The sequence below is a fragment of the Nocardioides sp. AE5 genome (assembly GCF_031844485.1).
Taxonomy (GTDB): domain Bacteria; phylum Actinomycetota; class Actinomycetes; order Propionibacteriales; family Nocardioidaceae; genus Nocardioides.
On the sequence record NZ_JAUZVI010000006.1, the window covers coordinates 91,594 to 113,480 of the forward strand.

The following is a 21,887-nucleotide window of genomic DNA, read 5'->3' on the forward strand; positions in this document are numbered from 1 at the left end:
CTGTGCCGCAGGTCGGCTCGGGGGAGTGGCCGGCGACTGGGCAGGGGGTTGTGCCGGGGACTGGGCCACCCGACGCCCACCACCGGACGTGCCAGCGGGACCACCCGATCCGCTCGCGGACGGCGTTCCCTGACCCGACTGCTGGGGGGAGGACGGCGTACCGGATCCGGACGACGACGCCCCAGGCTGCGCACCCGACCCGGAGGCCTGGGGCTTGCCGGGCGGAGTGTGGGGTGAATCAGGGGTCTGCGTCATCAGGCGTCACCGTCCTGGTCGTCGGCCGGAGTTGCGTCACCGGCGACATCATCGCTGCTGGCCTCCCCGGTGGGTGCGTCGATTGTTGCATCCCCGCCAGCACTCGCCGACCCGTCGGCACCTGTGGCTCCGTCGGTTGCCTCGGTCTCCTCGGCTTCCTCCTCGTCCTGGCGCGACTCCACGGAGCGAGCCACGACGATCACCGAGTCGCCCTTCTTCGGGCTGACGAACTTCACGCCCTGGGTGGAACGGCCCGTGGAGCGGAAGTTTTCGTCGATCGGGCTGCGGACCACCTGGCCGGTGGCGGTGATCGACAGGATCTCGTCGCCCTCCTCCACGATGAAGGCACCGACCAGTCCACCGCGCTCGGCGTTGGTCAACTGCATCGCCTTGATGCCCTTGCCGCCGCGCGACTGGAGGCGATATTCGGTGATCCGGGTCCGCTTGGCATAACCGGCGCCGGTCATCGTGAAGACGTACTGCGGGTGGACCCCGAAGTACTGCCCCGGAGCCGCTGCTTCGGCCTCGGCGGCGGCCACGGCCTCGGCCGCGTCGTCACCCTCGGCGTCCATCCCGGCCTCGGACTCCGCGTCCACCTGGGCGGCGCGGATTACCGACATCGAGAGCACCGAGTCGTCACCGGAGAACTTCATCCCGGTCACCCCGGAGGTCGCCCGGCCCATCGGCCGCAACTGCGAGTCGTCGGCGGGGAAGCGGATCGCCTGGCCGTTGCGGGAGACCAGCAGGATGTGGTCCTCGCTGTTGACCAGCTCGGCGCCGATCAGCTCGTCGTCCTCCTCGCGGAAGTTGATCGCGATGACGCCGGCCTGGCGCGGGCTGTTGTAGTCACCCAGCCGGGTCTTCTTGACCAGCCCGTTGCGGGTCGCGAGCACCAGGTAGGGCGCCTGCTCGTAGTCGCGGATCGCCAGCACCTGGGCGATCGACTCGTCCGGCTGGAAGCTGAGCAACCCGGCCACGTGCCCGCCCTTGGCGTCACGCGATGCCTCCGGCAGGTTGTAGGCCTTGGTCCGATAGACCCGACCGGCGGTGGTGAAGAAGAGCAACCAGTGGTGGTTGGTGGTGGAGATGAAGTGGTCCACCACGTCGTCGCCGCGCAGGGTGGCGCCGCGTACGCCCTTGCCGCCACGCTTCTGGGTCCGGTACTGGTCGGCGCGGGTCCGCTTGGCGTAGCCACCGCGGGTGATCGAGACGACCAGGTCCTCGTCGGGGATCAGGTCCTCCATGGAGAGGTCACCGGCCGCGGCGATGATCTGGGAACGGCGGGGGGTGCCGTACTTCTCGACGATCTCGTCGAGCTCCTCGATGATGATCGCGCGCTGGCGTGCCTCGTTGGCGAGGATGTCCTTGAGGTCGGCAATGATCGACTCGAGCTCGGCCAGGCGGTCCATGATCTTCTGCCGCTCCAGGGCGGCCAGGCGACGCAGCTGCATGTCGAGGATGGCCTGGGCCTGCAGCTCGTCGATCTCGAGCAGGTTCATCAGGCCGACCCGCGCCTCGTCCACGTCGGGCGAGCGCCGGATCAGGGCGATGACCTCGTCCAGGGCGTCCAGCGCCTTGACCAGGCCGCGGTAGATGTGGGCGCGCTCCTCGGCCTCACGCAGCCGGTAGCGGGTCCGCCGCTGGATGACTTCGATCTGGTGGTCCACCCAGTTGCTGATGAACTGGTCCACCGTCAGGGTCCGCGGTACGCCGTCGACCAGCGCCAGCATGTTGGCGCTGAAGTTGCTCTGCAGCTCGGTGTGCTTGAGCAGGTTGTTGAGCACCACCCGGGCCACCGCGTCACGGCGCAGCACCACGACCAGCGACTGCCCGGTGCGCGAGGAGGTGTCGTCGCGCACGTCGGAGATGCCCTGCACCTTGCCCGAGTCGGCCAACTCGGCGATCTTCAACGCCAGGTTGTCCGGGTTCACCATGTAGGGCAGTTCCTTGATGATCAGGACGGTGCGACCCTTGTTGTCCTCATCGATCTCGATCACTGCGCGCTGGGTGATCGACCCGCGACCGGTGCGCTGGGCCTGCTCGATGCCCTGGGTGCCGACGATCAGGGCACCGTTGGGGAAGTCAGGCCCCTTGATCCGCTCGACCAGCGCGTCCTGGAGTTCCTCGCGGGTGGCATCCGGGTGCTCGAGCGCCCACTTGGCGCCGTCGGCGACCTCGATCAGGTTGTGCGGCGGGATGTTGGTGGCCATCCCGACCGCGATGCCGGCCGAGCCGTTGACCAGCAGGTTCGGGAAGCGGCTGGGCAGGATGGTCGGCTCCTGCGAGCGACCGTCGTAGTTCGGCTGGAAGTCGACGGTCTCCTCGTCGATGTCGCGGACCATCTCCATGGCCAGCGGCGCCATCTTGCACTCGGTGTAACGCATCGCGGCGGCCGGGTCGTTGCCCGGGGAGCCGAAGTTGCCCTGGCCGAGGATCAGCGGCGCGCGCATCACCCACGGCTGGGCGAGACGGACCAAGGTGTCATAGATCGCGGTGTCGCCGTGGGGGTGGTACTGACCCATCACGTCGCCGACGACGCGCGAGCACTTGGAGAACCCGCGGTCGGGCCGGTAGCCCCCGTCGTACATCGCGTAGAGCACCCGGCGGTGCACCGGCTTGAGTCCATCGCGTACGTCGGGCAGCGCGCGGCCGACGATGACCGCCATCGCGTAGTCGATGTAGGAGCGCTGCATGGAGGTCTGCAGCTCGACCGGCTGGATCCGGCCGCCGTCGTCCCCGCCGCCGCGGATCGTGGGGGTCTCAGTCATGTCACTTCGTCTCTCTGGTCGCTTCTACTCGAATCTAGGGAATGTCTTAGACACCTAGATATCGAGGAATCGGACGTCCTTGGCGTTGCGCTGGATGAACGACCTTCGCTGCTCGACGTCCTCACCCATCAGGATCGAGAAGATCTCGTCCGCCTGCGCGGCATCGTCGAGGGTCACCTGCAGCATCAGCCGCTGATCCGGGTCCATCGTGGTCTCCCACAACTCGTCGGCGTTCATCTCGCCGAGGCCCTTGTAGCGCTGCACCGGGTTCTCCTTGGGCAGCTTCTTGCCTGCCTCGAGCCCGGCCGCCATCAGCGCGTCGCGCTCTGCGTCGGAATAGACGAACTCGTGCTCGGCCGGCTTGTTCCAGCGCAACCGGTAGAGCGGCGGCTGGGCCATGTAGACATAGCCCTGCTCGATCAGCGGCCGCATGAACCGGAAGAGCAGTGTCAGCAGCAGCGTGTTGATGTGGTGGCCGTCGACGTCGGCGTCGGCCATCAGCACGATCTTGTGGTAGCGGAGCTTCTCCAGGTTGAACTCCTCCTGGAGGATGCCGGTGCCCAACGCGGAGATGATCGCCTGGACCTCCTGGTTGGCCAGCACCTTGTCGATGCGGGCCTTCTCCACGTTGAGGATCTTGCCGCGGATCGGCAGGATCGCCTGGATCCGCGGGTCACGGCCCTGCTTGGCCGAACCACCCGCAGAGTCACCCTCGACGATGAAGACCTCGCACTCGGCCGGGTTGGTCGACTGGCAGTCGGCCAGCTTGCCGGGCAGGCCACCGCCGCCGAGCAGGCCCTTGCGGCCGCGGGCCAGGTCGCGCGCCTTGCGGGCCGCGATCCGGGCGGACGCCGCGGCCTGCGCCTTGCGGACGATGTCCTTGCCCTCATTGGGGTTCTGCTCCAGCCAGGCGCCGAGTTCCTCGTTGACGGTGCGCTGCACGAAGCCCTTGGCCTCGGTATTGCCGAGCTTGGTCTTGGTCTGGCCCTCGAACTGGGGCTCGCCGAGCTTGATCGAGATGATCGCAGTCAGGCCCTCACGGATGTCGTCACCGGAGACCCTGTCCTCCTTCTTCTTGATCAGGCCCCACTCCTCGCCCCAGTGGTTGACCAGGCCGGTCAGTGACGCCCGGAAGCCTTCCTCGTGGGTGCCGCCCTCGTGGGTGTTGATGTTGTTGGCGAAGGTGTGCACCGACTCGGTGTAGGAGGTGTTCCACTGCATCGCCAACTCCAGCGACATGTGGGTGCCGTTGCCGTTGCCGTTGGCCTCGCTGTCGGCCTCGAAGGAGATGACGGTCGGGTTGGCCTTGTCCTTGCGGCGGTTCAGGTGCTCGACGTAGTCGACCAGGCCGCGGTCGTACTTGAAGACCTGCTCGGAGCCACCTTCCTCGCCGGGCTTGATCGCGTCGTGGGCGTCCTGGTCGATGCCGTTGTCGACGGTCGGGTCGGTGACCGCCTCGACGATCTCGGCGGCGGAGGGGCGCTCGTCGCGGATCACCATCTCCAGGCCCTTGTTGAGGAAGGCCATCTCGCGGATCCGGTTGGTGATCGTCTCCAGCGAGTGCTCGACGGTCTCGAAGATGTCGGGCGAGGGGTAGTAGGTGACCGACGTACCGGTGCCCTCGTCGGGCTCGAGCTCGCGCACCTCGTGCAGGTCCGCATCCGGTACGCCGAGCTGGAAGGTCTGCTCCCACAGCCGGCCCCGGTTCTTCACATGCAGCACCAGGCGGGTGGAGAGCGCGTTGACCACCGAGACGCCGACGCCGTGCAGACCACCGGAGACCTTGTAGCCGCCACCGCCGAACTTGCCGCCGGCGTGCAACATGGTCAGGGCCATGGTCGCCGCGGGCAGTTCCTGGCCCGGCGCGGTGTCGGTCGGGATGCCACGTCCGTTGTCGTCGACCCGGATGCCGCCGTCGGCCTGCAGGGTCAGCACGATCCGGGTGCAATAGCCGGCCAGCGCCTCGTCGACGGAGTTGTCGACGATCTCCCAGATCAGGTGGTGCAGGCCGCGCTCACCGGTGGAGCCGATGTACATGCCCGGCCGCTTGCGCACGGCCTCCAGACCCTCGAGGACGGTGATCGCCGAGGCGTCGTACGTCGTCCCCTCGTCGGGTGCCGTGTTCACCGAGTCGTGGGAGACCTGGTGGGCCGTGGACTCCTCAGGGGCGGAAGCCCCACCTGTCTCGATGACCTCGTCGTTGTCCGGCACGCCTACCTCTTCTGTTCTTCACAGGAACGTCTCGTCAACCCCCAGGTCGCCGTCGTTGACGACATGGAGCGGGCCGCGGCTCTGGTGGTGCGACGAGCGTGCGACCCAAGAACCCATGTTACCCGTCAGAAGGGCCCAAACCACGTTGTCCACAGGCGGATTGGGGGGATCAATCGAGAAAAGTGGCCTCCAGAGGCCCAAGAAGCCACTTCCGAGCGCCGAACAGGGGGTCAGACATGTCCCGGTATGGCTCTTGGGCCGCCAGATCGGCATTTCGGCGCCCGCTGACCGTCCGTTCCTGCCCGATCGACGTGATACTTCGTGTCGATGGGGCAGTTTCACAGGCTCGCCTGTGAAACCGACCCCGCGGCAAAGCCTCAGCCCGGAGCGACGCCGCCGAAGAAGGTCCGCGAGGAGATCTCTCCGGCCCGGTGCCGGGGGAGCGTGCCCGCGTTGATGCTCTCGGCCCCGACATAGACCAGCGAATAGAAGACGCTGATCACCCAGTCCGGGTCGACATCGGCGGCGATCGCCCCCTCGGCCTGCGCCCGGACCACCAGCTCGCGCATCTCGGTGTGGTCGCTGCCCGGGTCCTCGGCGGCCCACTCGTCGCCGAAGCGGTGCGGATCCGAGTAGAGGTAGATCACCGCGTCGCCGGCGGCGACCGCGTTGCGCAGCAGCGCGTCGAGCTCCTCGCGGGCGGTGCCGCTGCCGGAGGTCGCGTCGCATCCGGCCTCCTCGAACGCCTCCAGGGCCCGCTCCTTGGTGGCCTCGACCAGTGCCTGCCGGTCCGGGAAGTAGCGGTGCAGCGTGCTCCGGCTGACCGCGGCCTGGTCGGCGATGTCGCCGAGCGAGGCGTTCCAGTCGCGGGCCCAGACGGCCAGCGCCGCGTCGAGGATCGCTCGCCGGGTGCGATGTCGTACGCCGGAGTCGGCCTGGGGCGTGCTCATGGCCGCTGACGATACCAATCTGCCCCATGGCGGGATATATCCACTTGATTTTGGGACATAGACGTCCCATCATCGGAGTTGGACGTTTCACTTCTCCCTGGGAGCCCACCATGTCGTACGCCGTCCCCGTCACCCGCCCCGACCCGGGCGCCACCCCGGAGCTCAGCCAGTCGGCGAAGCTGCGGCTGCTCTGGGCCTACATCCGGCCGCACCGGCGGATCCTGGGCGTGGGCATCCTGCTCGGCCTGGTCGGCACCGCCACCGAGCTCGCCACCCCGATGGTCACCAAGCAGGTCCTCGACGGCCTCGCCCTGGACGCCTCCCTGCGCGGTCCGGTGACGATCCTGGCCGTGCTGCTCGTGGCGGGCACCTTCATCGGCCTGGTGCAGACCATCCTGCTCGGCACGCTGGCCGAGCGGATCATCCTGGCCACCCGCACCGGCATGGTCGGCCACCTGCTCCGGGTCCGGGTCCGCGAGCTCGACAACCGCTCCGGCGGCGAGATGGTCGCCCGGGTCACCTCCGACACCCTGCTGATCCGCGAGGCGGCGACCACCAGCGTGGTGTACGGCGTCAACGGCGCGATCAGTCTGGTCGGCAGCCTGGTGCTGATGGCGGTCCTGGACGTGCCCCTGCTGCTGATGACCCTGACCGTCGTCGTGGTGGTCAGCATCGCCGCGGTCGCGCTGATGCCGGCCCTGGCCAAGGCCCAGCAGGAGGCCCAGGCCGAGGTCGGCGAGATGGGCGGCCGACTCGAAGGCGTCCTGCGGGCACGGCGTACCGTCAAGGCCAGCCGCGCCGAGGAGCGCGAGACGATCCGGATCGGCGACCACGCCCGGCGCTCGGCCACCAAGGCGATCCGCGCGGTCCGGCTGGAGGCAGTCGCCTGGACCATCACCGGGGCCGGGATCAACCTTGCCGTACTGCTGGTGCTCGGCTTCGGCGCCTATCGGGTCTCCGCGGGCCTGCTCGAGGTGAGCGCGCTGATCGCGTTCCTGCTCTATCTCTTCGGGATGACCTGGCCGGTGATGATGCTGACCATGAGCCTGACCGCGCTGCAGTCGGGGCTGGCCGCGGCCGCCCGGATCCGCGAGGTCACCTCGATGGAGCTGGAGATCGACGCCCCGAGCGCCGCCCGCACGGCGTACGACGAGAGCTCCGGGCTGGAGCTGCGCGGCGTCCGGTTCAGCTACGACGGCAGCACCCCGGCGCTGGACGGCATCGACCTGGTCGTGCCGCGGCGCGGCCATACCGCCATCGTCGGCCCGTCCGGCGCCGGCAAGACCACGATCTTCTCGCTGCTGCTGCGGTTCCTCGACCCGGACTCCGGCAGCCTGCGCCTCGACGGGATCGGGTACGACGACTGGTCGCTGACCGACCTGCGCAGCCGGATCGCCTACGTGGAGCAGGACACCCCGCTGGTGCCCGGCACGCTGCGGGAGAACCTCACCTATGCCGCGCCCGACGCCGACATCGCCGATGTGTGGGCGGCGCTGGAGGTGGTCCGGATGGCCGACCGGGCGCGGAGCCTGCCCGAGGGGCTGGACACCGAGATCGCCCCGACCACGCTGTCCGGGGGAGAGCGCCAGCGGGTCGCCCTGGCGCGTGCCCTGGTCGCCGGCCCGGAGCTGCTCCTGCTCGACGAGGTCACCGCGCAGCTCGACGGCCTCACCGAGGCCGCGGTCGCCGAGGGGATCCGGGAGCAGGCCCAGCGCGGCGCGGTGATCACCATCGCGCACCGGCTCTCCACGGTGCTGGACGCCGACCAGATCGTGGTGCTCGAGGCCGGCCGGATCCGGGCGATCGGCTCGCATGCCGAGCTGCTGGAGACCGATGCGCTGTACGGCGAGCTGGTCACCGCCCTGCGGATCGCGGACCAGACCGCCGAGGCGATCTGACCTCCGGGTCGGCACTTGACCGTGCGTTCCTGCCCGTTCGACGTGATATTTCGTGTCGATGGGACAGTTTCACAGGCTCGCCTGTGAAACCGACCGGGGGCGAGGGAGGCCCGCCGGAGGTGCGGGCTCGGCTCAGCCGTAGGTGTCGCGGGGGCCCCGGCCGTCGCGACTGCGGAGCCGGCCCTTGCGCCAGCTCGGCAGGTTGGGGCCCTCCACGTCGATCACGGTGACCGACCCGTGGCCCAGTTCCTCGTTGAGCCGGCGGACCAGGGTCGGGGCGAGCAGGCGCAACTGGGTGGCCCAGGCGGTCGAGTCGGTCTGCACGGTGAGCCTGCCGTCGGTGAACGAGATCGGCCGGCAGTGCTGGGCCACCTCGTCGCCGACGATCGCGGGCCAGCGGCCGAAGACGCCGTGGACCTTGAGGTCCAGGGCCCACCCGTGGTCGGAGACCAGGCGCGACAGGGTGGTGTCCAGGGTCTGCGGATCACGCTCGTCAGGGAAGGCACCCGACGCCTTGGGTCGACCTCCCGAGCGCTCCGGACGGCGCCGGGTGGGCCGTTTCTTGCGCCGGGGGGCGTTCATCGAGGCAGCGGCGATCGACTTGGCGATCGAGCGGGCCAGGTCCAGGCCGGCGTCCTGATGAGGCTCCGCCAGGTGCGAATCCTCCCGGGCCACCCCGTCGGCGCCCACCGTGTCGGCGTCGCTGGCCTGGTCGCCCGTCTCGGCGTCGTACCCGGGCTCGTCCGAGGCCTCATCCACGCCGCGTCACCTCGCCCCCACCCACGTCGTACCACGTGCCGGCCAGCGCCTCGGGCACGTCCTCGGCGACCGCGGCGGTGACCAGCACCTGCTCCGCGCCCGCGACCAGGTCGGCCAGTTGCGCACGCCGCTCACTGTCCAGTTCGGCGAAGACGTCATCAAGGATCAGGATCGGCTCGTCGCCGTCGCTGCGCAACAGTTCATAGGAGGCCAGCTTGAGGCCGAGCGCGTACGACCACGATTCGCCGTGGGAGGCGTACCCCTTGACCGGAAGCCGCATCTCCGGGCTGCCCAGGGTCAGCAGCAACTCGTCGCGGTGCGGGCCGACCAGGCTGACGCCGCGGTCCATCTCCTCGCGCCGGCGCCGCTCGAGTTCGGCCAGGATCGCGCCCTGGACCGGGTCGACCTCCATCAACACCTCGGCCAGGTCCAGCGACGGCTTGTATTCCAGGTCCGCGTCGTCACGGCTGGCTCCGCGGGCCACGGTTGCGTACGCCGCACCCAGGTGAGGTCGCAGCGCGTTGACCAGGCGGTGGCGCTCCACGATCAGTTCGGCACCGGTCCGCGACAGGTGCTCGTCCCAGACCGCCAGCGTGGACTGGACCGTGTCGGCGCCCGCCGACCCGCCCCGGAACCGGTCCTTCTGCGCACTCTTGAGCAGCGAGTTGCGCTGCTTGAGCACCCGGTCATAGTCGGCACGTACGCCGGCCAGTCGCGGCGTACGCAGGATCATCAGGTCGTCCAGGAAGCGCCGCCGGTCCGAGGGGTCGCCCTTGACCAGGGTGAGGTCCTCGGGGGAGAAGACGACGGTGCGGACCAGGCCGATCAGGTCGCGGGTGCGCGGCAGGGGAGAGCGGTTGATCCGGGCCCGGTTGGCGCGGCCGGGGTTGAGCGCGACCTCGATGATGGCGCTGCGACCGTCCTTGACCACCGAGGCCCGGACCACCGCCTGGTCGGCGCCAGCGCGGATCAGCGGCGCATCGCTGGCGACCCGGTGACTGGAGAGGCGGGACAGGTAGTCGACGGCCTCGACCAGGTTGGTCTTGCCCTGCCCGTTGCGGCCGACGAAGGCGCAGACGCCCGGTTCCATGGGTACGTCGACACTGGCGTAGGAACGGAAGTCGTGCAGTGACAGGTGCGAGATGTGCACGCCTGCTCCGTCAGGCGTCCCCGCCCGGCTGGGGCGGGGGCGAGGTGCGAAGGGCGTGTCCGCCGAACTGGTTGCGCATCGCGGCGATGGCCTTCATCGCCGGGGCGTCGTCCTGGCGGGAGACGAACCGGGCATAGAGCGCTGCGGTGATCGCCGGGGTGGCGACGGCATGCTCGATGCCGGCCTCCACGGTCCAGCGGCCCTCGCCGGAGTCCTCGGCATAGCCGGCGATCCCGGCCAGGTCCGGTGTCTCGTCCAGGGCGGCCACCAGCAGGTCCAGCAGCCAGGAGCGGATCACGGTGCCCTCGCGCCAGGAGCGGAAGACCTCGGTCACGTTGTCGACCAGGTCGGCTTTCTCCAGCAGTTCCCACCCCTCGGCGTACGCCTGCATGATCGCGTATTCGATGCCGTTGTGGACCATCTTCGAGAAGTGGCCGGCGCCGACCTTGCCTGCGTGGACCGAGCCGAAGTCACCGGCCTCGGACGGCGGAGGCTTGAGCGCGTCGAAGGCTGGTTGCACCTTGGCGACGTCCTCGGCGGATCCGCCGTACATCAGCGCGTAGCCGTTCTCCAGGCCCCAGACACCACCGGAGACGCCACAGTCGACGTACCCGATGTCGCGGGCGGCGAGCAGTTCGGCGTGGGCCAGGTCGTCGGTCCAGCGCGAGTTGCCGCCGTCGACGACCACGTCGCCCGCGGTGAGCAGTTCGGCCAGGCTGGCCACGGTGGAGCGGGTCGGTTCGCCGGCCGGCACCATCACCCAGACGACCTTGGGGGAGGGGAGTGCGTCGACCAGTTCGGTGAGGGAGGCGACGTCGGAGACCTCGGCGTTGTGGTCGAACCCGGTGACCGTGTGGCCTGCGCGGCGCAACCGCTCGCGCATGTTGCCACCCATCTTGCCGAGGCCGACGAGTCCGAGGTGCATCCGTTCTCCTCCGGGGGCTGGGGTGGGACCGCTCAGAGCAGGCGGCGCGGCATCAGCAGGTAGCGGAAGCCGCCGCCCTGCCCATCCTCGTCGACTCCGCGCATCACGACCGGCTTCGAGGCCTGGGTGAAGGCCAGTTCGACGGTCTTGGAGTCGATGGCGCCGAGTCCGTCGAGCAGGAACTGCGGGTTGAAGCCGGTGGTCAGGTGGTCGCCCTCGATGTTGGCGACGATCGACTCGCTGGCCTGGGCCTCGTCGTTGGTGCCGGCGTCCAGGGTGAGTACGCCGTCGGAGAAGGCGAGCTGGACGGCGGTGTTGCGCTCGGCGACCAGGGCGACGCGCTTGACGGCCTCGACCAGTTCCTCGCGGTCCACCGTGGCGGTGGTCAGGTGCTCGTTGGGGAAGAGGCTGCGGACCTTCGGGAACTCGCCGTCGAGCAGGCGGGTGGTGGTGCGACGTACGCCGCCCTCCCCGACGCCCTCGAAACCGATGATGCCGTCACCCGAACCGCTCGCGGAGAGCGCGATGGTGACTTCGCCGCCCGAGGTGAGCGACTTGGCGGTGTCGGCGAGCACCTTGGCCGGGACCAGGGCAGCGACCGACTCGTCCGGCGTACGCGGGTTCCATTCGAGCTCGCGGTGCGAGAGGCGGAAGCGGTCAGTGGCCAGCAGGCTGATCGTGGCGCCCTCGATCTCGACCCGTACGCCGGTGAGCACCGGCAGCATGTCATCACGGCCGGCGGCGGTGACGGCCTGGGTGACCGCGTGGGCGAAGGCCTGGCTGGGCACGACACCGGTGGCGCTGGGCATCTCCGGCAGCGTCGGGTATTCGTCGTCGGGCATCGTCTGCAGGCTGAACCGCGCCGAGCCACAGGTCAACTGGACCCGGTTGCCGTCGATGGTCATCTCGACCGGCTTGTTCGGCAGGCTGCGGCAGATGTCGGCCAGGAGGCGACCGCTGACCAGTGCCTTGCCGTCCTCCTGCACCTCGGCCTTGAGCGTGGCACGCGCCGACGTCTCGTAGTCGAAGGTGGACAGGGTCAGGCCGTCACTGGTGGCCTCGATCAGCAGGCCGGCCAGGACCGGGACGCTCGGACGCACCGGAAGGCTGCGCGCAGCCCAGGCAACGGCATCGGCGAGAGCGCTGCGCTCGACGGAGAACTTCACGTTTCTTCCTGCCTCCGGTTCGGGGTCGGGTCAACCTCGCAGCCGTGCATCGGCGCGAAGTCACAAGTCTTGGACTGTGCATCCTGCCACGAACTGTTCAACGCCGGGGGACCGGGATCACAACTTTGTGTGGTTCATGGCCGACCGAGAGCGCGGTGAGGTCGTGGCAGTTTTCGTGGTTCTCCCCAGCCCGTGGCCCAGGTGAGGGTTGACGGGCAATCGATGCATGGAAAGGTCTCGTCGTAGTCATAGGTTCTGTGCACTCTGTGGAGAAGTCGCATCGTCGCTGCTCAGCGCCACGATTTCTGTGCACAGGGGGTGTGCACAGCTCGGTGGATGGCGTGGGGCCCATGTGTACGGCGCCCGGTCGTCCCCGTGGTCGTGCACGGGTTTCCACAAGTCACTCATTTGTGATTCGCGGGGTGGGGCGGTGCTTCTCCACAGCGCGGATGCTGTCCCTCAGCTGCCTCTGAACTGGTTGAGCGTTGTGGGGCTCAGCCCTGCCTTGCTTGCATCTTGATCCGGTTCGTCAGCTCGGTGACCTGGTTGAAGACGGCGCGGCGCTCGGCGAGCAGCTGGGTCATCTTGCGGTTGGCGTACATCACCGTGGTGTGGTCGCGATTGCCGAACTGGGCGCCGATCTTTGGCAGGGAGAGGTCGGTCAGCTCGCGGCACAGGTACATCGCGATCTGGCGACCGTTGACCAGGTGGCGTCCGCGGCTCGGCCCGGTGAGGTCCTCGATGGAGACCCCGAAGTACGCCGCGGTCTGGGCGATGATCGCGGCCGCGGTGATCTCCGGCTCGCCGCCCTCGGGGATCAGGTCCTTCAGCACGATCTCGGCCAGGGTGATGTCGACTTCCTGGCGGTTGAGGCTGGCGAAGGCGGTGACCCGGATCAGGGCACCCTCGAGTTCGCGGATGTTGGTCTGGATCTTCGAGGCGATGAACTCGAGCACCTCCGGCGGAGCGGTCATCCGCTCGATTGCCGCCTTCTTGCGCAGGATCGCGATCCGGGTCTCGAGGTCCGGCGGTTGTACGTCGGTGATCAGGCCCCACTCGAAGCGGCTGCGCAACCGGTCCTCGAGTGCCTCCAGGCGCTTGGGTGCGCGGTCGGAGGTGAGCACGATCTGCTTGTTGGCGTTGTGCAGCGCGTTAAAGGTGTGGAAGAACTCCTCCTGCGTCTGCGTCTTGCCCTCGAGGAACTGGATGTCGTCGATGAGGAGTACGTCGATGTCGCGATAGCGGCGCTGGAAGACTTCGTTGCGGCCTTCCTTCACCGCGTTGATGAACTCGTTGGTGAACTCTTCCGAGGAGACGTAGCGCACCTGCGCGCCGCGATAGAGCGATCGGACGTAGTGGCCGATGGCGTGCAGCAGGTGGGTCTTGCCGAGTCCGGAGTCCCCATAGATCAGCAGCGGGTTGTAGGCCTTGCCCGGCGCTTCGGAGACGGCGACTGCTGCGGCATGCGGGAAGCGGTTGGATGAGCCGATGACGAACGTCTCGAACGTGTACTTGGGGTTGAGTCGCGTCTCCACCGCCGGCGCTTGTGGTTTTGTCGACAAATCGACAAAACGATCAATTGATTCATCGTTTTGTGTCACGGCGTCTGGCTCGGACTGGAGGGTGATGGACGGATCGGTCTCCAGGCGGGGTGCTGCGGTGAGGCCCGGAGCCTGGTCGGCGCTGGGCTCGGGCAGGGTCGGCTCGGCAAGTTGTGGGTCGACCGTCACGGCGATCCGGACCTGCTGGTCCAGCGCCTCGGTCAGCGAGTCCTCCAGGCGGGTGCGCAGGCGGCCCTCGAGTTGGGAACGGGTGAACTCGTTGGGGACGGCGATGATCGCGGTGTTCTCGTGGAGGGTCACCGGCTGGCTGGTCTCGAGCCAGGCCCTCTGGTTCGGCTGCAGGTCCTCGACGAGGCCGTGCCAGACGTCGCTCAGGCTGCGGGTGGATGAACTGCCCTCGCCGGCTGTCGAACTGGCTGCGTCCTCGTGCTGTGCCACCTGTGCTCCTGTCCCATTCTTTCCACTGCCGGTCGAAGGGTGCCTGGTCACACCCAAAAAGTTGTCCACATGATTGTCCACAGGTTGTGAAGATCGGGAGAATCTTGTGGAGAAGCGTCTGGTGCGCACGTCCACCAGGTCCATGCTCATGCTGTTCCCGCAGGTCAGGAGTCTTTTTCTGTTCTCTATGACCTGCGTCACCCTGTGGTGAAAACTGTGCATGATCAGGCCCCGGAAGGCAGCCAACAGGCCCGAACCTAACCCGCGGAACGGACTCAGATCAACCCGTCATCCACAGGTTGTGGCCTCGAGGGTTTGACCCCCCGATTCCCGCTCGCGTACCGTGTCTTGGTCACCCCGGTGTCGACCGGTGCCGCATGTCCACGCTCAGCCGCTTCATCCTGGCTCGCGCGTGGCTGGGCGGTGCCAGCCGAAGTTGCTGCCCGTCACGTTGGGCATCGGGCCCGACAGACCCAGTTCAATCGCCAAGACAGAAGCTTCAGGGGAGTTTTCCGTGAGCAAGCGTACGTACCAGCCGAACAACCGCCGTCGCCACAAGGTGCACGGCTTCCGCCTGCGGATGCGCACCCGCGCTGGCCGCGCCATCCTCTCCGCCCGTCGCCGCAAGGGTCGCAGCAAGCTCGCTGTCTGACGCGAGCCGCTGAATCCGCGCGGCCTTGCTGTCCCGGGAGCACCGACTCACGACCGGCCAGGACTTCCGTGCAGCGTCCCGCAAGGGGCGCCGCGCTGGTTCCAGGTCGGTCGTCGTGCACCTGTGGGTCCCTGCAGGGGACGCGGGCGAACAGGCCTCGGGGCCGCTCCGCGCCGGATTCGTGGTGAGCAAGGCAGTGGGCAATGCGGTCACGCGCAATCGGGTGAAGCGCCGTCTGCGACACCTGGTCCGGGAGCGGCTCGCGTCACTCCCGGGATCGGGCCTGCTCGTGGTCCGTGCGCTGCCGGCCGCATCCGCCGCGACGTACGGCGAACTCGGTGCCGACCTGGACCGCTGCCTGGAGCGGGTGGCCTGAGTGAAATTCGTGCTGATCGGCCTGCTGAAGGCATACCGCGCGCTGATCAGCCCGCTCTACGGCCAGGTCTGTCGCTACTACCCCACCTGCTCGGCGTACGCGCTCGAGGCGGTCACCGTCCACGGCAGCATCAAGGGCAGTTGGCTCGCCGTACGGCGGATCGTCCGGTGTCACCCCTGGGCAGCGGGAGGCGTTGATCCGGTCCCGCCGCGCACGACCAAGAAACTTCCTGCACGAACCTCCCCTTCACAAGGAGCCTGAGTGTCCTTCTTCGGTGCCATTGGCAGCTTCATCATGCAGCCGCTCTACTACGCGATCTCGGTCGTGCTGGTCGGGTGGCACAAGCTCTTCAGCACGTTCCTGGACCCGGCCTCCGGCGCGTCCTGGGCACTCTCCATCGTCGGACTGACGGTCGTCATCCGTGCCCTGCTGATCCCGCTCTTCGTCAAGCAGATCAAGTCGTCGCGCAACATGCAGTTGCTGCAGCCCAAGGTCAAGGAACTGCAGAAGAAGTACGGCCATGACCGCGAGCGCCTGGCCCAGGAGACCATGGCGCTCTACAAGGAGTCGGGGACGAACCCGTTCGCCTCCTGCCTGCCGATCCTGCTGCAGATGCCGATCTTCCTGGCGCTCTTCCGCCTGCTCGACCAGGCAGCGAAGAAGGGCAAGGCCCATGGTGTGCTCACCAAGGAGCAGGCCGAGCAGTTTGCCCAGTCGGAGCTCTTCGGAGTCAACATCGCCAAGACGTTCATCGGTGCCGACGGCGACCGCGGCGTGCAGATCATGGCGCTCTGCTTCGTGGTGGCCATGCTGGTCACCACCTTCTTCACCCAGCGCCAGCTGATGACGAAGAACATGCCCCCCTCGGCGATGACCGGGCAGTATGCGCAGCAGCAGAAGCTCCTGCTCTATGTGCTCCCGGTGGTCTTTGCTGTCGGTGGTGTCGCGTTCCCGATCGGTGTGCTCATCTACTGGACTGTCTCGAACCTGTGGACGATGGGCCAGCAGTTCTACGTGATCCGCAACAACCCCGTCCCAGGCACTCCTGCGGCGAAGGCGAAGCAGGAGCGCGATGAGGCGAAGGCGCGCCGCAAGGGCATCCTCCCGTCCACGACTGCGGAGGAGGCGGAGGCGACCTCGACGGAGCCCGAGAAGCCGACGCGCGTGCAGCCCAAGAAGCAGTCCCGAAGCCAGCGCTCCGGTGGGAACAAGAAGAACCCGCCGAAGAAGCGTTCCTGACCCATCGAACACAAGGAGTCCCACGTGACTGACACCCAGCAGGAAGCCGCCGCGCCAGCCCGCGGCTCGAAGGTAGAGCGACTCGAGCGTGAGGGCGACATCGCTGCTGACTACCTCGAGGAGTTGCTCGACATCGCCGATCTCGACGGCGACCTCGACATGGACGTCGACGGCGACCGTGCCGCAGTCTCCATCGTCGGTGCTGAGCTGAAGCAACTCGTCGGCAAGGACGGGGAGGTGCTCGACGCCCTCCAGGAGCTGACCCGCCTGGCTGTCTATCGCGAGACCGGTGAGCGGTCCCGCCTGATGCTGGACATCTCGGGTTTCCGCGCCGACCAGAAGCGCGCCCTGGTCGAACTGGCCAAGGAGACCGTGGCCAAGGTCAAGGAGACGGGTGCACCGGTCTCCCTGGACCCGATGTCCCCGTTCCAGCGGAAGGTCGTCCACGACGCGGTGGCTGCAGCTGGTTGCGTCTCGGAGTCCGAGGGTTCGGAGCCGCGCCGGTACGTCGTCGTACTGCCTGGCTGACCCACATGGTTTCACGTGAAACACCCTCCCTGCCCCCGGAGACTCCGGATGTGGCGCGGAGGGTGTTCTCCGTTGACCGTCTCCCCCTGATCGAGGCGTACGCCAGTTCGCTGGCAAGTGACGGGGTGATCCGCGGGCTGATCGGCCCGCGCGAGGTTCCGCGACTCTGGGAGCGCCACCTGCTCAATTGCGCCGTCCTCCAGGAGCCGCTCCCCCACGGGGCGAGTGTCTGCGACGTCGGGAGTGGTGCCGGGTTGCCTGGCATCGTCCTGGCGATTGCGCGGCCCGACCTGGAGCTCACCCTCCTTGAGCCGCTGCTCCGCCGTACGACGTACCTCAGCGAGGTCGTCGAGGAACTGGGCCTGGACAATGTCGAGGTGTTGCGCGGGCGGGCGGAGGAGTTCGCTGGCCGGCGGACCTTTGATGTGGTGACGTCGCGCGCGGTGGCACCACTGGGCAGGCTTGCCGCCTGGTCGATGCCCCTGGTCGCTCCGACCGGTGCCCTGGTCGCCCTCAAGGGGAGGTCGGTCGTCGAGGAGATCGAGGAGACGCGCGACGAACTCCGCGCCCTCGGATGTGCAGACCCGGAGGTGATCGAGCTCGGAGCTGGGTTCCTGGATCCACAGCCGCTCGCCCTCCGGGTGGCATGGCGTGACCCGAGCCGGGTAGTTTTGGGGTCCGCAGCCGGTTCTGCTTCCGGGGGCCGCACCAAGGCCCGGCGCAAGGGCCGCGGGAAAGCAGCCCGCAAGCGTCGCACAGAGTAGTAAGTGCAATTGGTTCCAAGAGTTATCCACCGATGGAAACCCGCTCCCTGAGCGTGGCTATCCACAGGCTCGGGCAGTTTGTCCACAGGAAGAGGCAATCCGTGGTTTCACGTGAAACGTCGTCAGGCGAGGCAGGATTCGTGGTCCGGACCGCGGCTGATCTGGCTGAGCAGTCCAGCAGTTTCCCTGACGACACCACCCCACTTGCTCGAGCTGTGGAGCACTCGGTGCGAGCACGGTCGCAAGCCTTGGATGTCCATGGGCTGCACCGACCCGCACGCACCCGGGTGATGGTGGTTGCGAACCAGAAGGGTGGCGTCGGCAAGACGACGTCGACGGTGAATCTGGCTGCGGCCCTGGGGCAGTTGGGCCAGCGCGTCCTGGTCATTGACCTCGATCCGCAGGGGAACGCATCCACGGCACTCTCGGTCGAGCATCGACGTGGCGTCCCCTCGACGTACGACATCCTGGTCGACGGTGCCGCGTTGGACGAGGTCGCCACCAAGTCGGAGGACCTGGCGAATCTCTGGGTCGTCCCGGCAACGATCGACCTGGCAGGCGCCGAGATCGAACTCGTCTCCGTTGTGGCGCGTGAGAGCCGGCTGCACAAGGCCATCCAGGCGCACCCGCTGGTCGGCACCCTGGCCGAGGTGGGCGAGGAGCGCTTCGACTACGTGCTGATCGACTGCCCGCCCTCGCTCGGCCTGCTCACCCTCAACGCCCTGGTCGCGGGCGACGAGATGCTGATTCCGATCCAGGCGGAGTACTACGCCCTGGAGGGACTGGGACAGCTCCTCGAGACGGTCGACATGGTGAAGAAGCACCTGAACAACAGGCTCTCGGTCTCGACCATCCTGATCACGATGTACGACGCCCGGACCCGCCTGGCGGCCGGTGTGGCCGAGGAGGTCCGGGAGCACTTTGGTGACACCGTCCTGAAGACGGCCATCCCCCGCTCGGTGCGCGTCTCGGAGGCGCCCTCCTATGGGCAGACCGTGATCGCCTACGATCCAGTGTCGCCAGGTGCGTTGAGCTATCTGGAAGCCGCTCGGGAGATCATCAGCAAGGGAGCCAATCAGTGAGCCAGCGCAAGCAGCAGCGTCGGGGTCTCGGACGCGGCCTGGGAGCCCTCATCCCGACGGAGCCGGCTCCGGCACCGACGCCCACCGCGGACCTCGATGCTGGTCGCGGTGCTGACGGCGCCGACGTTTCACGTGAAACGGTTTCACGTGAAACGGGCGCAGGTGGGTCGACCCACAGCGGACAGGCTGCACCGCAGCCAAGCGCAGATCGTGCTGCCCCCGGGGCATCCGGCAACGAACCAGCACTGGTGGCGGGCGCCTACTTCGCGGAACTCACCCCTGCCAGCATCACTCCCAACGCGCGACAGCCCCGCCAGGTCTTCGAAGAGGAGGCCATGGCCGAGCTGGTGCACTCGATCCGTGAGATCGGTCTGCTCCAGCCGGTGGTCGTCCGCCGCGTCGACGACGTCGCCGGAGAGGCCGCCTACGAGCTGATCATGGGTGAGCGGCGTTGGCGTGCCTCCCAGGAGGCCGGTCTCGAGTTGATTCCGGCCATCGTGCGCCAGACCGACGACGATGACATGCTCCGGGACGCGCTCCTGGAGAACCTGCACCGCTCTCAGCTGAACCCGCTGGAAGAAGCTGCGGCGTACTCGCAGATGCTCGAGGACTTCGGCTGCACCCACGAGGAACTCGCCCAGCGGATTGGCCGCTCGCGCCCCCAGATCTCGAACACACTGCGCCTCCTGAAGCTCTCCCCGGCCGTGCAGCGCCGGGTGGCTGCGGGCGTGCTCTCGGCCGGCCACGCGCGCTCCCTGCTTGCCGTCGAGGACGCCGAGGTCCAGGACCGCCTGGCCCAGCGCGTCGTTTCGGAGGGCATCTCCGTGCGTGGCCTGGAGGAGATCGTCGCGGTCGGTGACCACGGATCCAAGCCGCGCAGCCAGCGCCGCCGCATCTCCGCACCGGGGCTGGGCGACCTCGCAGACCGCCTCTCCGACCGGCTCGAGACCAGGGTGAAGGTGGACCTGGGCAAGTCGAAGGGGAAGATCACCGTCGAGTTCGCCTCGATGGAGGATCTGCGGCGGATCGTCGACATCATGGATCCGCGCAACCGCAACGACCGCCCCATCTGATCCCACGTAGCCACCTGCGGCTGGGATCTGGGACCGAAGCGGTGCATATGCACCCGACCAGCCCTTGAACGGCCAATCCCGGGGCCGTTTGGGTGCATATGCGCGATCTGCTCGAGCCGGGCTGCGGGCAGCATCCTCGCTAGGTTCCAAGCGTGTGCCGGCTGCGTAACCGCGGTGCGCACTGGCTGGGTACCCCGAAGCGCGACACGTTCCCGCGACTCCCACTAGTGCACCGGCCGTGTGACCCGGTGACGGGGCCGGGTATGCGATCCGGGTGCACGCCCCACTGCGAGGCCACCTGCCACCGTCGTTCGCGAGTAGGGCTGATAGCACTATATGTCGATAAAACGCTATAGCGCTATATAGGTTTGCAGTTCTGGGAGAGCGATTCTGAGGCGAGTTCGGAAGCCTCCGCCGACGTCGACGATTGCCAACTCGGCTCAGTTCGGCAGTCCGGTTTGCCACAGATTGCAACGATCAGAGGTGGTGACCCGATGAACGGGCTACGAGCACGACAGCCGGAGCGACCAGGTGCTCAAGATGGTTTCACGTGAAACCAGATCACTTCTCCTGTGATCGCTTGGCCGCCCGACGCGCAGCCCGCTCCCTCTTCTCGGCGGCATCCAGTTCCGCAGCCTCCGTGAGTGTCGGCGCCGAACCGCCGTACGCGGCCGGCAGCCACCAGGAGCCCGGTGGCTGCTCCCCACTCGGATAGTTGCGGATGGTCTCGTCGAGGAGGGCCGCCATCCGATCCTTCAACTCTGCGGTCTCGGCGACGGGGTCCTCGCCCGTCGGTGTCATCGCCTCGCCGACGGAGAGGGCAATCGTCTTGCCGCGGGAGAAGTCGCGCGGGTGGTCCTTGGTGATGATCCGGTGAGTGCCCCACATGATCACCGGAAGCACCGGCACCCCCGCCTCGGCCGCGATCCTGACGGCTCCGGTCTTGAACTCCTTCAACTCGAAGGCGCGGGAGATCGTCGCCTCGGGGAAGATCCCGACCGCCTCGCCCTGGCGGAGGTAGCGGACCGCAGTCTCGAACGACTCCAGCCCATCGGCCCGATCGACCTGGATGTGATGCATCGACCGCATCAACTGGCCAGCACCCGGTGTGTCGAAGATTTCGCGCTTGGCCATGAACCGGACGAGTCGGCGCGAAGGATGCGCAGCCAGTCCGCCGAAGATGAAATCGGCGTACCCGATGTGGTTGCAGGCGAGGAGGACTCCGCCCTTGCGTGGGACGTGTTCCGTGCCGGACAACTGGAACCTCAGGCCCAGGGCCTTGAAGGCGACCTTGGCGCTCATGATGATCGGCGGATAAGTGATGTCGAGCAACGTCGTCTCCTCAAGATGGCCGTGGAGTCCTAGCATGGACGATGAACGCCCACCGCACACGGCCAGGGTCCGTCCCGGTGGGACACGACCAGGGAAGGCGGCGGCCCGGAATGTCCCGCAAGACAGTGCGCATCACGCTGGACAACCTGGATGCGCTGCCCGGCACCTGCCGGTCGTGCCTCTTCTGGCAATCCGATCCGGTGCGCCGCAACAGCCTCGACGAGGACGCCTCCCGCGCGGCCAAGGAGGACTGGGTCAGCGAAGTGCTGCGGGAGTGGGGATCATGCGGGCAACTCGTGACCGTTGACGACCAACCCCGCGGCTACGTGCTCTATGCGCCGCCGCGCTTCGTCCCGGGCGCCGACCAGTTCCCGACGTCGCCCCCGGCGCCGGACACGGTGCTGATGACCACGGCGTACGTCGATCCCACGGCGCGTGGCGGCGGGCTTGGCCGCCTGCTGATCCAGGGCATGGCGCGCGACCTGGTACGTCGCCACGGCGGGGTGGCCGTCGAGGCCTTCGGGGATGTCCGGGGGAGGAGTGGGCACTGCGTCGCGCCGGCCGGCTTCCTCTCAGCCGTCGGATTCCGCACCCAACGGGCGCATCCGTCCATGCCGCGGATGAGGATGGAGTTGCGCTCGGCGCTCACCTGGCGCGACGAGTTCGAGCAGGCCCTCGACAAGTTGCTCGGAGCGGTGCGCCCGAAACACGTCGCGCCGGAGGCCATGAGGCCCCCGGCGCGCAATGGACCCTGAACCG

Annotated in this window: 19 protein-coding genes; 10 read left to right on the plus strand and 9 right to left on the minus strand. The window is 67.9% G+C overall.

The window, feature by feature from the left end:
• Positions 1 to 254: 254 nt before the first annotated feature.
• From gyrA to Q9R27_RS10640, 3 genes are all read right to left on the minus strand, one after another.
• Positions 255 to 3,023, minus strand: coding sequence for a DNA gyrase subunit A (gene gyrA / locus Q9R27_RS10630; RefSeq protein WP_311252355.1), 2,769 nt, complete (start codon positions 3,021 to 3,023; stop codon positions 255 to 257).
• Between the two features lie 54 nt (positions 3,024 to 3,077).
• A complete protein-coding gene (gene gyrB / locus Q9R27_RS10635; RefSeq protein ID WP_311252475.1) occupies positions 3,078 to 5,150 on the minus strand; it encodes a DNA topoisomerase (ATP-hydrolyzing) subunit B in 2,073 nt (690 codons plus the stop codon).
• Between the two features lie 461 nt (positions 5,151 to 5,611).
• Positions 5,612 to 6,184, minus strand: a complete 573-nt coding sequence (locus Q9R27_RS10640) for a TetR/AcrR family transcriptional regulator (protein ID WP_311252356.1) — start codon at positions 6,182 to 6,184, stop codon at positions 5,612 to 5,614.
• A 110-nt stretch (positions 6,185 to 6,294) separates the two neighbouring features.
• On the opposite strand from Q9R27_RS10640, the gene Q9R27_RS10645 reads away from it, so the two are divergent.
• Positions 6,295 to 8,082, plus strand: a complete 1,788-nt coding sequence (locus Q9R27_RS10645; RefSeq protein ID WP_311252357.1) for an ABC transporter ATP-binding protein — start codon at positions 6,295 to 6,297, stop codon at positions 8,080 to 8,082.
• Between the two features lie 132 nt (positions 8,083 to 8,214).
• Here the strand turns inward: Q9R27_RS10645 and Q9R27_RS10650 are convergent, their stop codons facing one another.
• From Q9R27_RS10650 to dnaA, 5 genes are all read right to left on the minus strand, one after another.
• Positions 8,215 to 8,841 (minus strand): DciA family protein, encoded by a 627-nt coding sequence (locus Q9R27_RS10650; RefSeq protein ID WP_311252358.1) that lies wholly within the window; start codon positions 8,839 to 8,841, stop codon positions 8,215 to 8,217.
• Positions 8,834 to 9,991: a DNA replication/repair protein RecF gene (gene recF, locus Q9R27_RS10655; protein ID WP_311252359.1), complete on the minus strand. Its 1,158-nt coding sequence runs from the start codon at positions 9,989 to 9,991 to the stop codon at positions 8,834 to 8,836. The genes Q9R27_RS10650 and recF overlap by 8 nt, the downstream gene beginning before the upstream one ends.
• Positions 9,992 to 10,001: 10 nt before the next feature.
• Complete coding sequence (gnd, locus tag Q9R27_RS10660; RefSeq protein ID WP_311252360.1) at positions 10,002 to 10,916, minus strand: phosphogluconate dehydrogenase (NAD(+)-dependent, decarboxylating); 915 nt, start codon at positions 10,914 to 10,916, stop codon at positions 10,002 to 10,004.
• A gap of 32 nt (positions 10,917 to 10,948) precedes the next feature.
• Positions 10,949 to 12,082, minus strand: coding sequence for a DNA polymerase III subunit beta (dnaN, locus tag Q9R27_RS10665; RefSeq protein WP_311252361.1), 1,134 nt, complete (start codon positions 12,080 to 12,082; stop codon positions 10,949 to 10,951).
• Positions 12,083 to 12,576: 494 nt separating this feature from the next.
• Positions 12,577 to 14,082: a chromosomal replication initiator protein DnaA gene (gene dnaA, locus Q9R27_RS10670; protein ID WP_397219669.1), complete on the minus strand. Its 1,506-nt coding sequence runs from the start codon at positions 14,080 to 14,082 to the stop codon at positions 12,577 to 12,579.
• Between the two features lie 514 nt (positions 14,083 to 14,596).
• On the opposite strand from dnaA, the gene rpmH reads away from it, so the two are divergent.
• The 8 genes from rpmH (at position 14,597) to Q9R27_RS10710 (ending at position 19,796) form a co-directional block, all read left to right on the plus strand.
• Entirely contained in the window at positions 14,597 to 14,734 is a 138-nt protein-coding gene (gene rpmH / locus Q9R27_RS10675; RefSeq protein ID WP_311252362.1) for a 50S ribosomal protein L34, read from the plus strand.
• 25 nt (positions 14,735 to 14,759) lie between these two features.
• Positions 14,760 to 15,110 carry a ribonuclease P protein component gene (gene rnpA, locus Q9R27_RS10680; RefSeq protein ID WP_311252363.1) on the plus strand — a complete coding sequence of 117 codons (351 nt, stop codon included), beginning with the start codon at positions 14,760 to 14,762 and terminating at the stop codon, positions 15,108 to 15,110.
• Positions 15,111 to 15,371, plus strand: a complete 261-nt coding sequence (gene yidD / locus Q9R27_RS10685) for a membrane protein insertion efficiency factor YidD (protein ID WP_311252364.1) — start codon at positions 15,111 to 15,113, stop codon at positions 15,369 to 15,371.
• Complete coding sequence (yidC, locus tag Q9R27_RS10690) at positions 15,372 to 16,349, plus strand: membrane protein insertase YidC (RefSeq protein WP_311252365.1); 978 nt, start codon at positions 15,372 to 15,374, stop codon at positions 16,347 to 16,349.
• Positions 16,350 to 16,373: 24 nt separating this feature from the next.
• Positions 16,374 to 16,877: a R3H domain-containing nucleic acid-binding protein gene (locus tag Q9R27_RS10695; protein WP_311252366.1), complete on the plus strand. Its 504-nt coding sequence runs from the start codon at positions 16,374 to 16,376 to the stop codon at positions 16,875 to 16,877.
• A 62-nt stretch (positions 16,878 to 16,939) separates the two neighbouring features.
• A complete protein-coding gene (rsmG, locus tag Q9R27_RS10700) occupies positions 16,940 to 17,641 on the plus strand; it encodes a 16S rRNA (guanine(527)-N(7))-methyltransferase RsmG (protein WP_311252367.1) in 702 nt (233 codons plus the stop codon).
• Positions 17,642 to 17,931: 290 nt separating this feature from the next.
• Positions 17,932 to 18,723 (plus strand): ParA family protein, encoded by a 792-nt coding sequence (locus Q9R27_RS10705; RefSeq protein ID WP_311252368.1) that lies wholly within the window; start codon positions 17,932 to 17,934, stop codon positions 18,721 to 18,723.
• The gene (locus Q9R27_RS10710; protein ID WP_397219670.1) at positions 18,720 to 19,796 is read left to right on the plus strand and encodes a ParB/RepB/Spo0J family partition protein; all 1,077 of its coding nucleotides are present in this window, start codon (positions 18,720 to 18,722) and stop codon (positions 19,794 to 19,796) included. The genes Q9R27_RS10705 and Q9R27_RS10710 overlap by 4 nt, the downstream gene beginning before the upstream one ends.
• A 561-nt stretch (positions 19,797 to 20,357) precedes the next feature.
• Here Q9R27_RS10710 and Q9R27_RS10715 read toward each other — a convergent pair.
• A complete protein-coding gene (locus Q9R27_RS10715) occupies positions 20,358 to 21,164 on the minus strand; it encodes a lysophospholipid acyltransferase family protein (RefSeq protein WP_311252370.1) in 807 nt (268 codons plus the stop codon).
• Between the two features lie 74 nt (positions 21,165 to 21,238).
• Between Q9R27_RS10715 and Q9R27_RS10720 the strand changes: the two genes are divergently transcribed.
• Complete coding sequence (locus Q9R27_RS10720; RefSeq protein WP_311252371.1) at positions 21,239 to 21,883, plus strand: GNAT family N-acetyltransferase; 645 nt, start codon at positions 21,239 to 21,241, stop codon at positions 21,881 to 21,883.
• Positions 21,884 to 21,887: the final 4 nt, after the last annotated feature.

What these genes read in the sequence shown, in the direction of transcription:
- gyrA (WP_311252355.1), bottom strand. Translation starts at nt 3,023, where the DNA reads ATGACTGAGACCCCCACGATCCGCGGCGGCGGGGACGACGGCGGCCGG.
- Q9R27_RS10640 (WP_311252356.1), bottom strand. Translation starts at nt 6,184, where the DNA reads ATGAGCACGCCCCAGGCCGACTCCGGCGTACGACATCGCACCCGGCGA.
- Q9R27_RS10645 (WP_311252357.1), top strand. Translation starts at nt 6,295, where the DNA reads ATGTCGTACGCCGTCCCCGTCACCCGCCCCGACCCGGGCGCCACCCCG.
- gnd (WP_311252360.1), bottom strand. Translation starts at nt 10,916, where the DNA reads ATGCACCTCGGACTCGTCGGCCTCGGCAAGATGGGTGGCAACATGCGC.
- Q9R27_RS10705 (WP_311252368.1), top strand. Translation starts at nt 17,932, where the DNA reads ATGGTGGTTGCGAACCAGAAGGGTGGCGTCGGCAAGACGACGTCGACG.
- Q9R27_RS10715 (WP_311252370.1), bottom strand. Translation starts at nt 21,164, where the DNA reads ATGCTAGGACTCCACGGCCATCTTGAGGAGACGACGTTGCTCGACATC.
- Q9R27_RS10720 (WP_311252371.1), top strand. Translation starts at nt 21,239, where the DNA reads ATGTCCCGCAAGACAGTGCGCATCACGCTGGACAACCTGGATGCGCTG.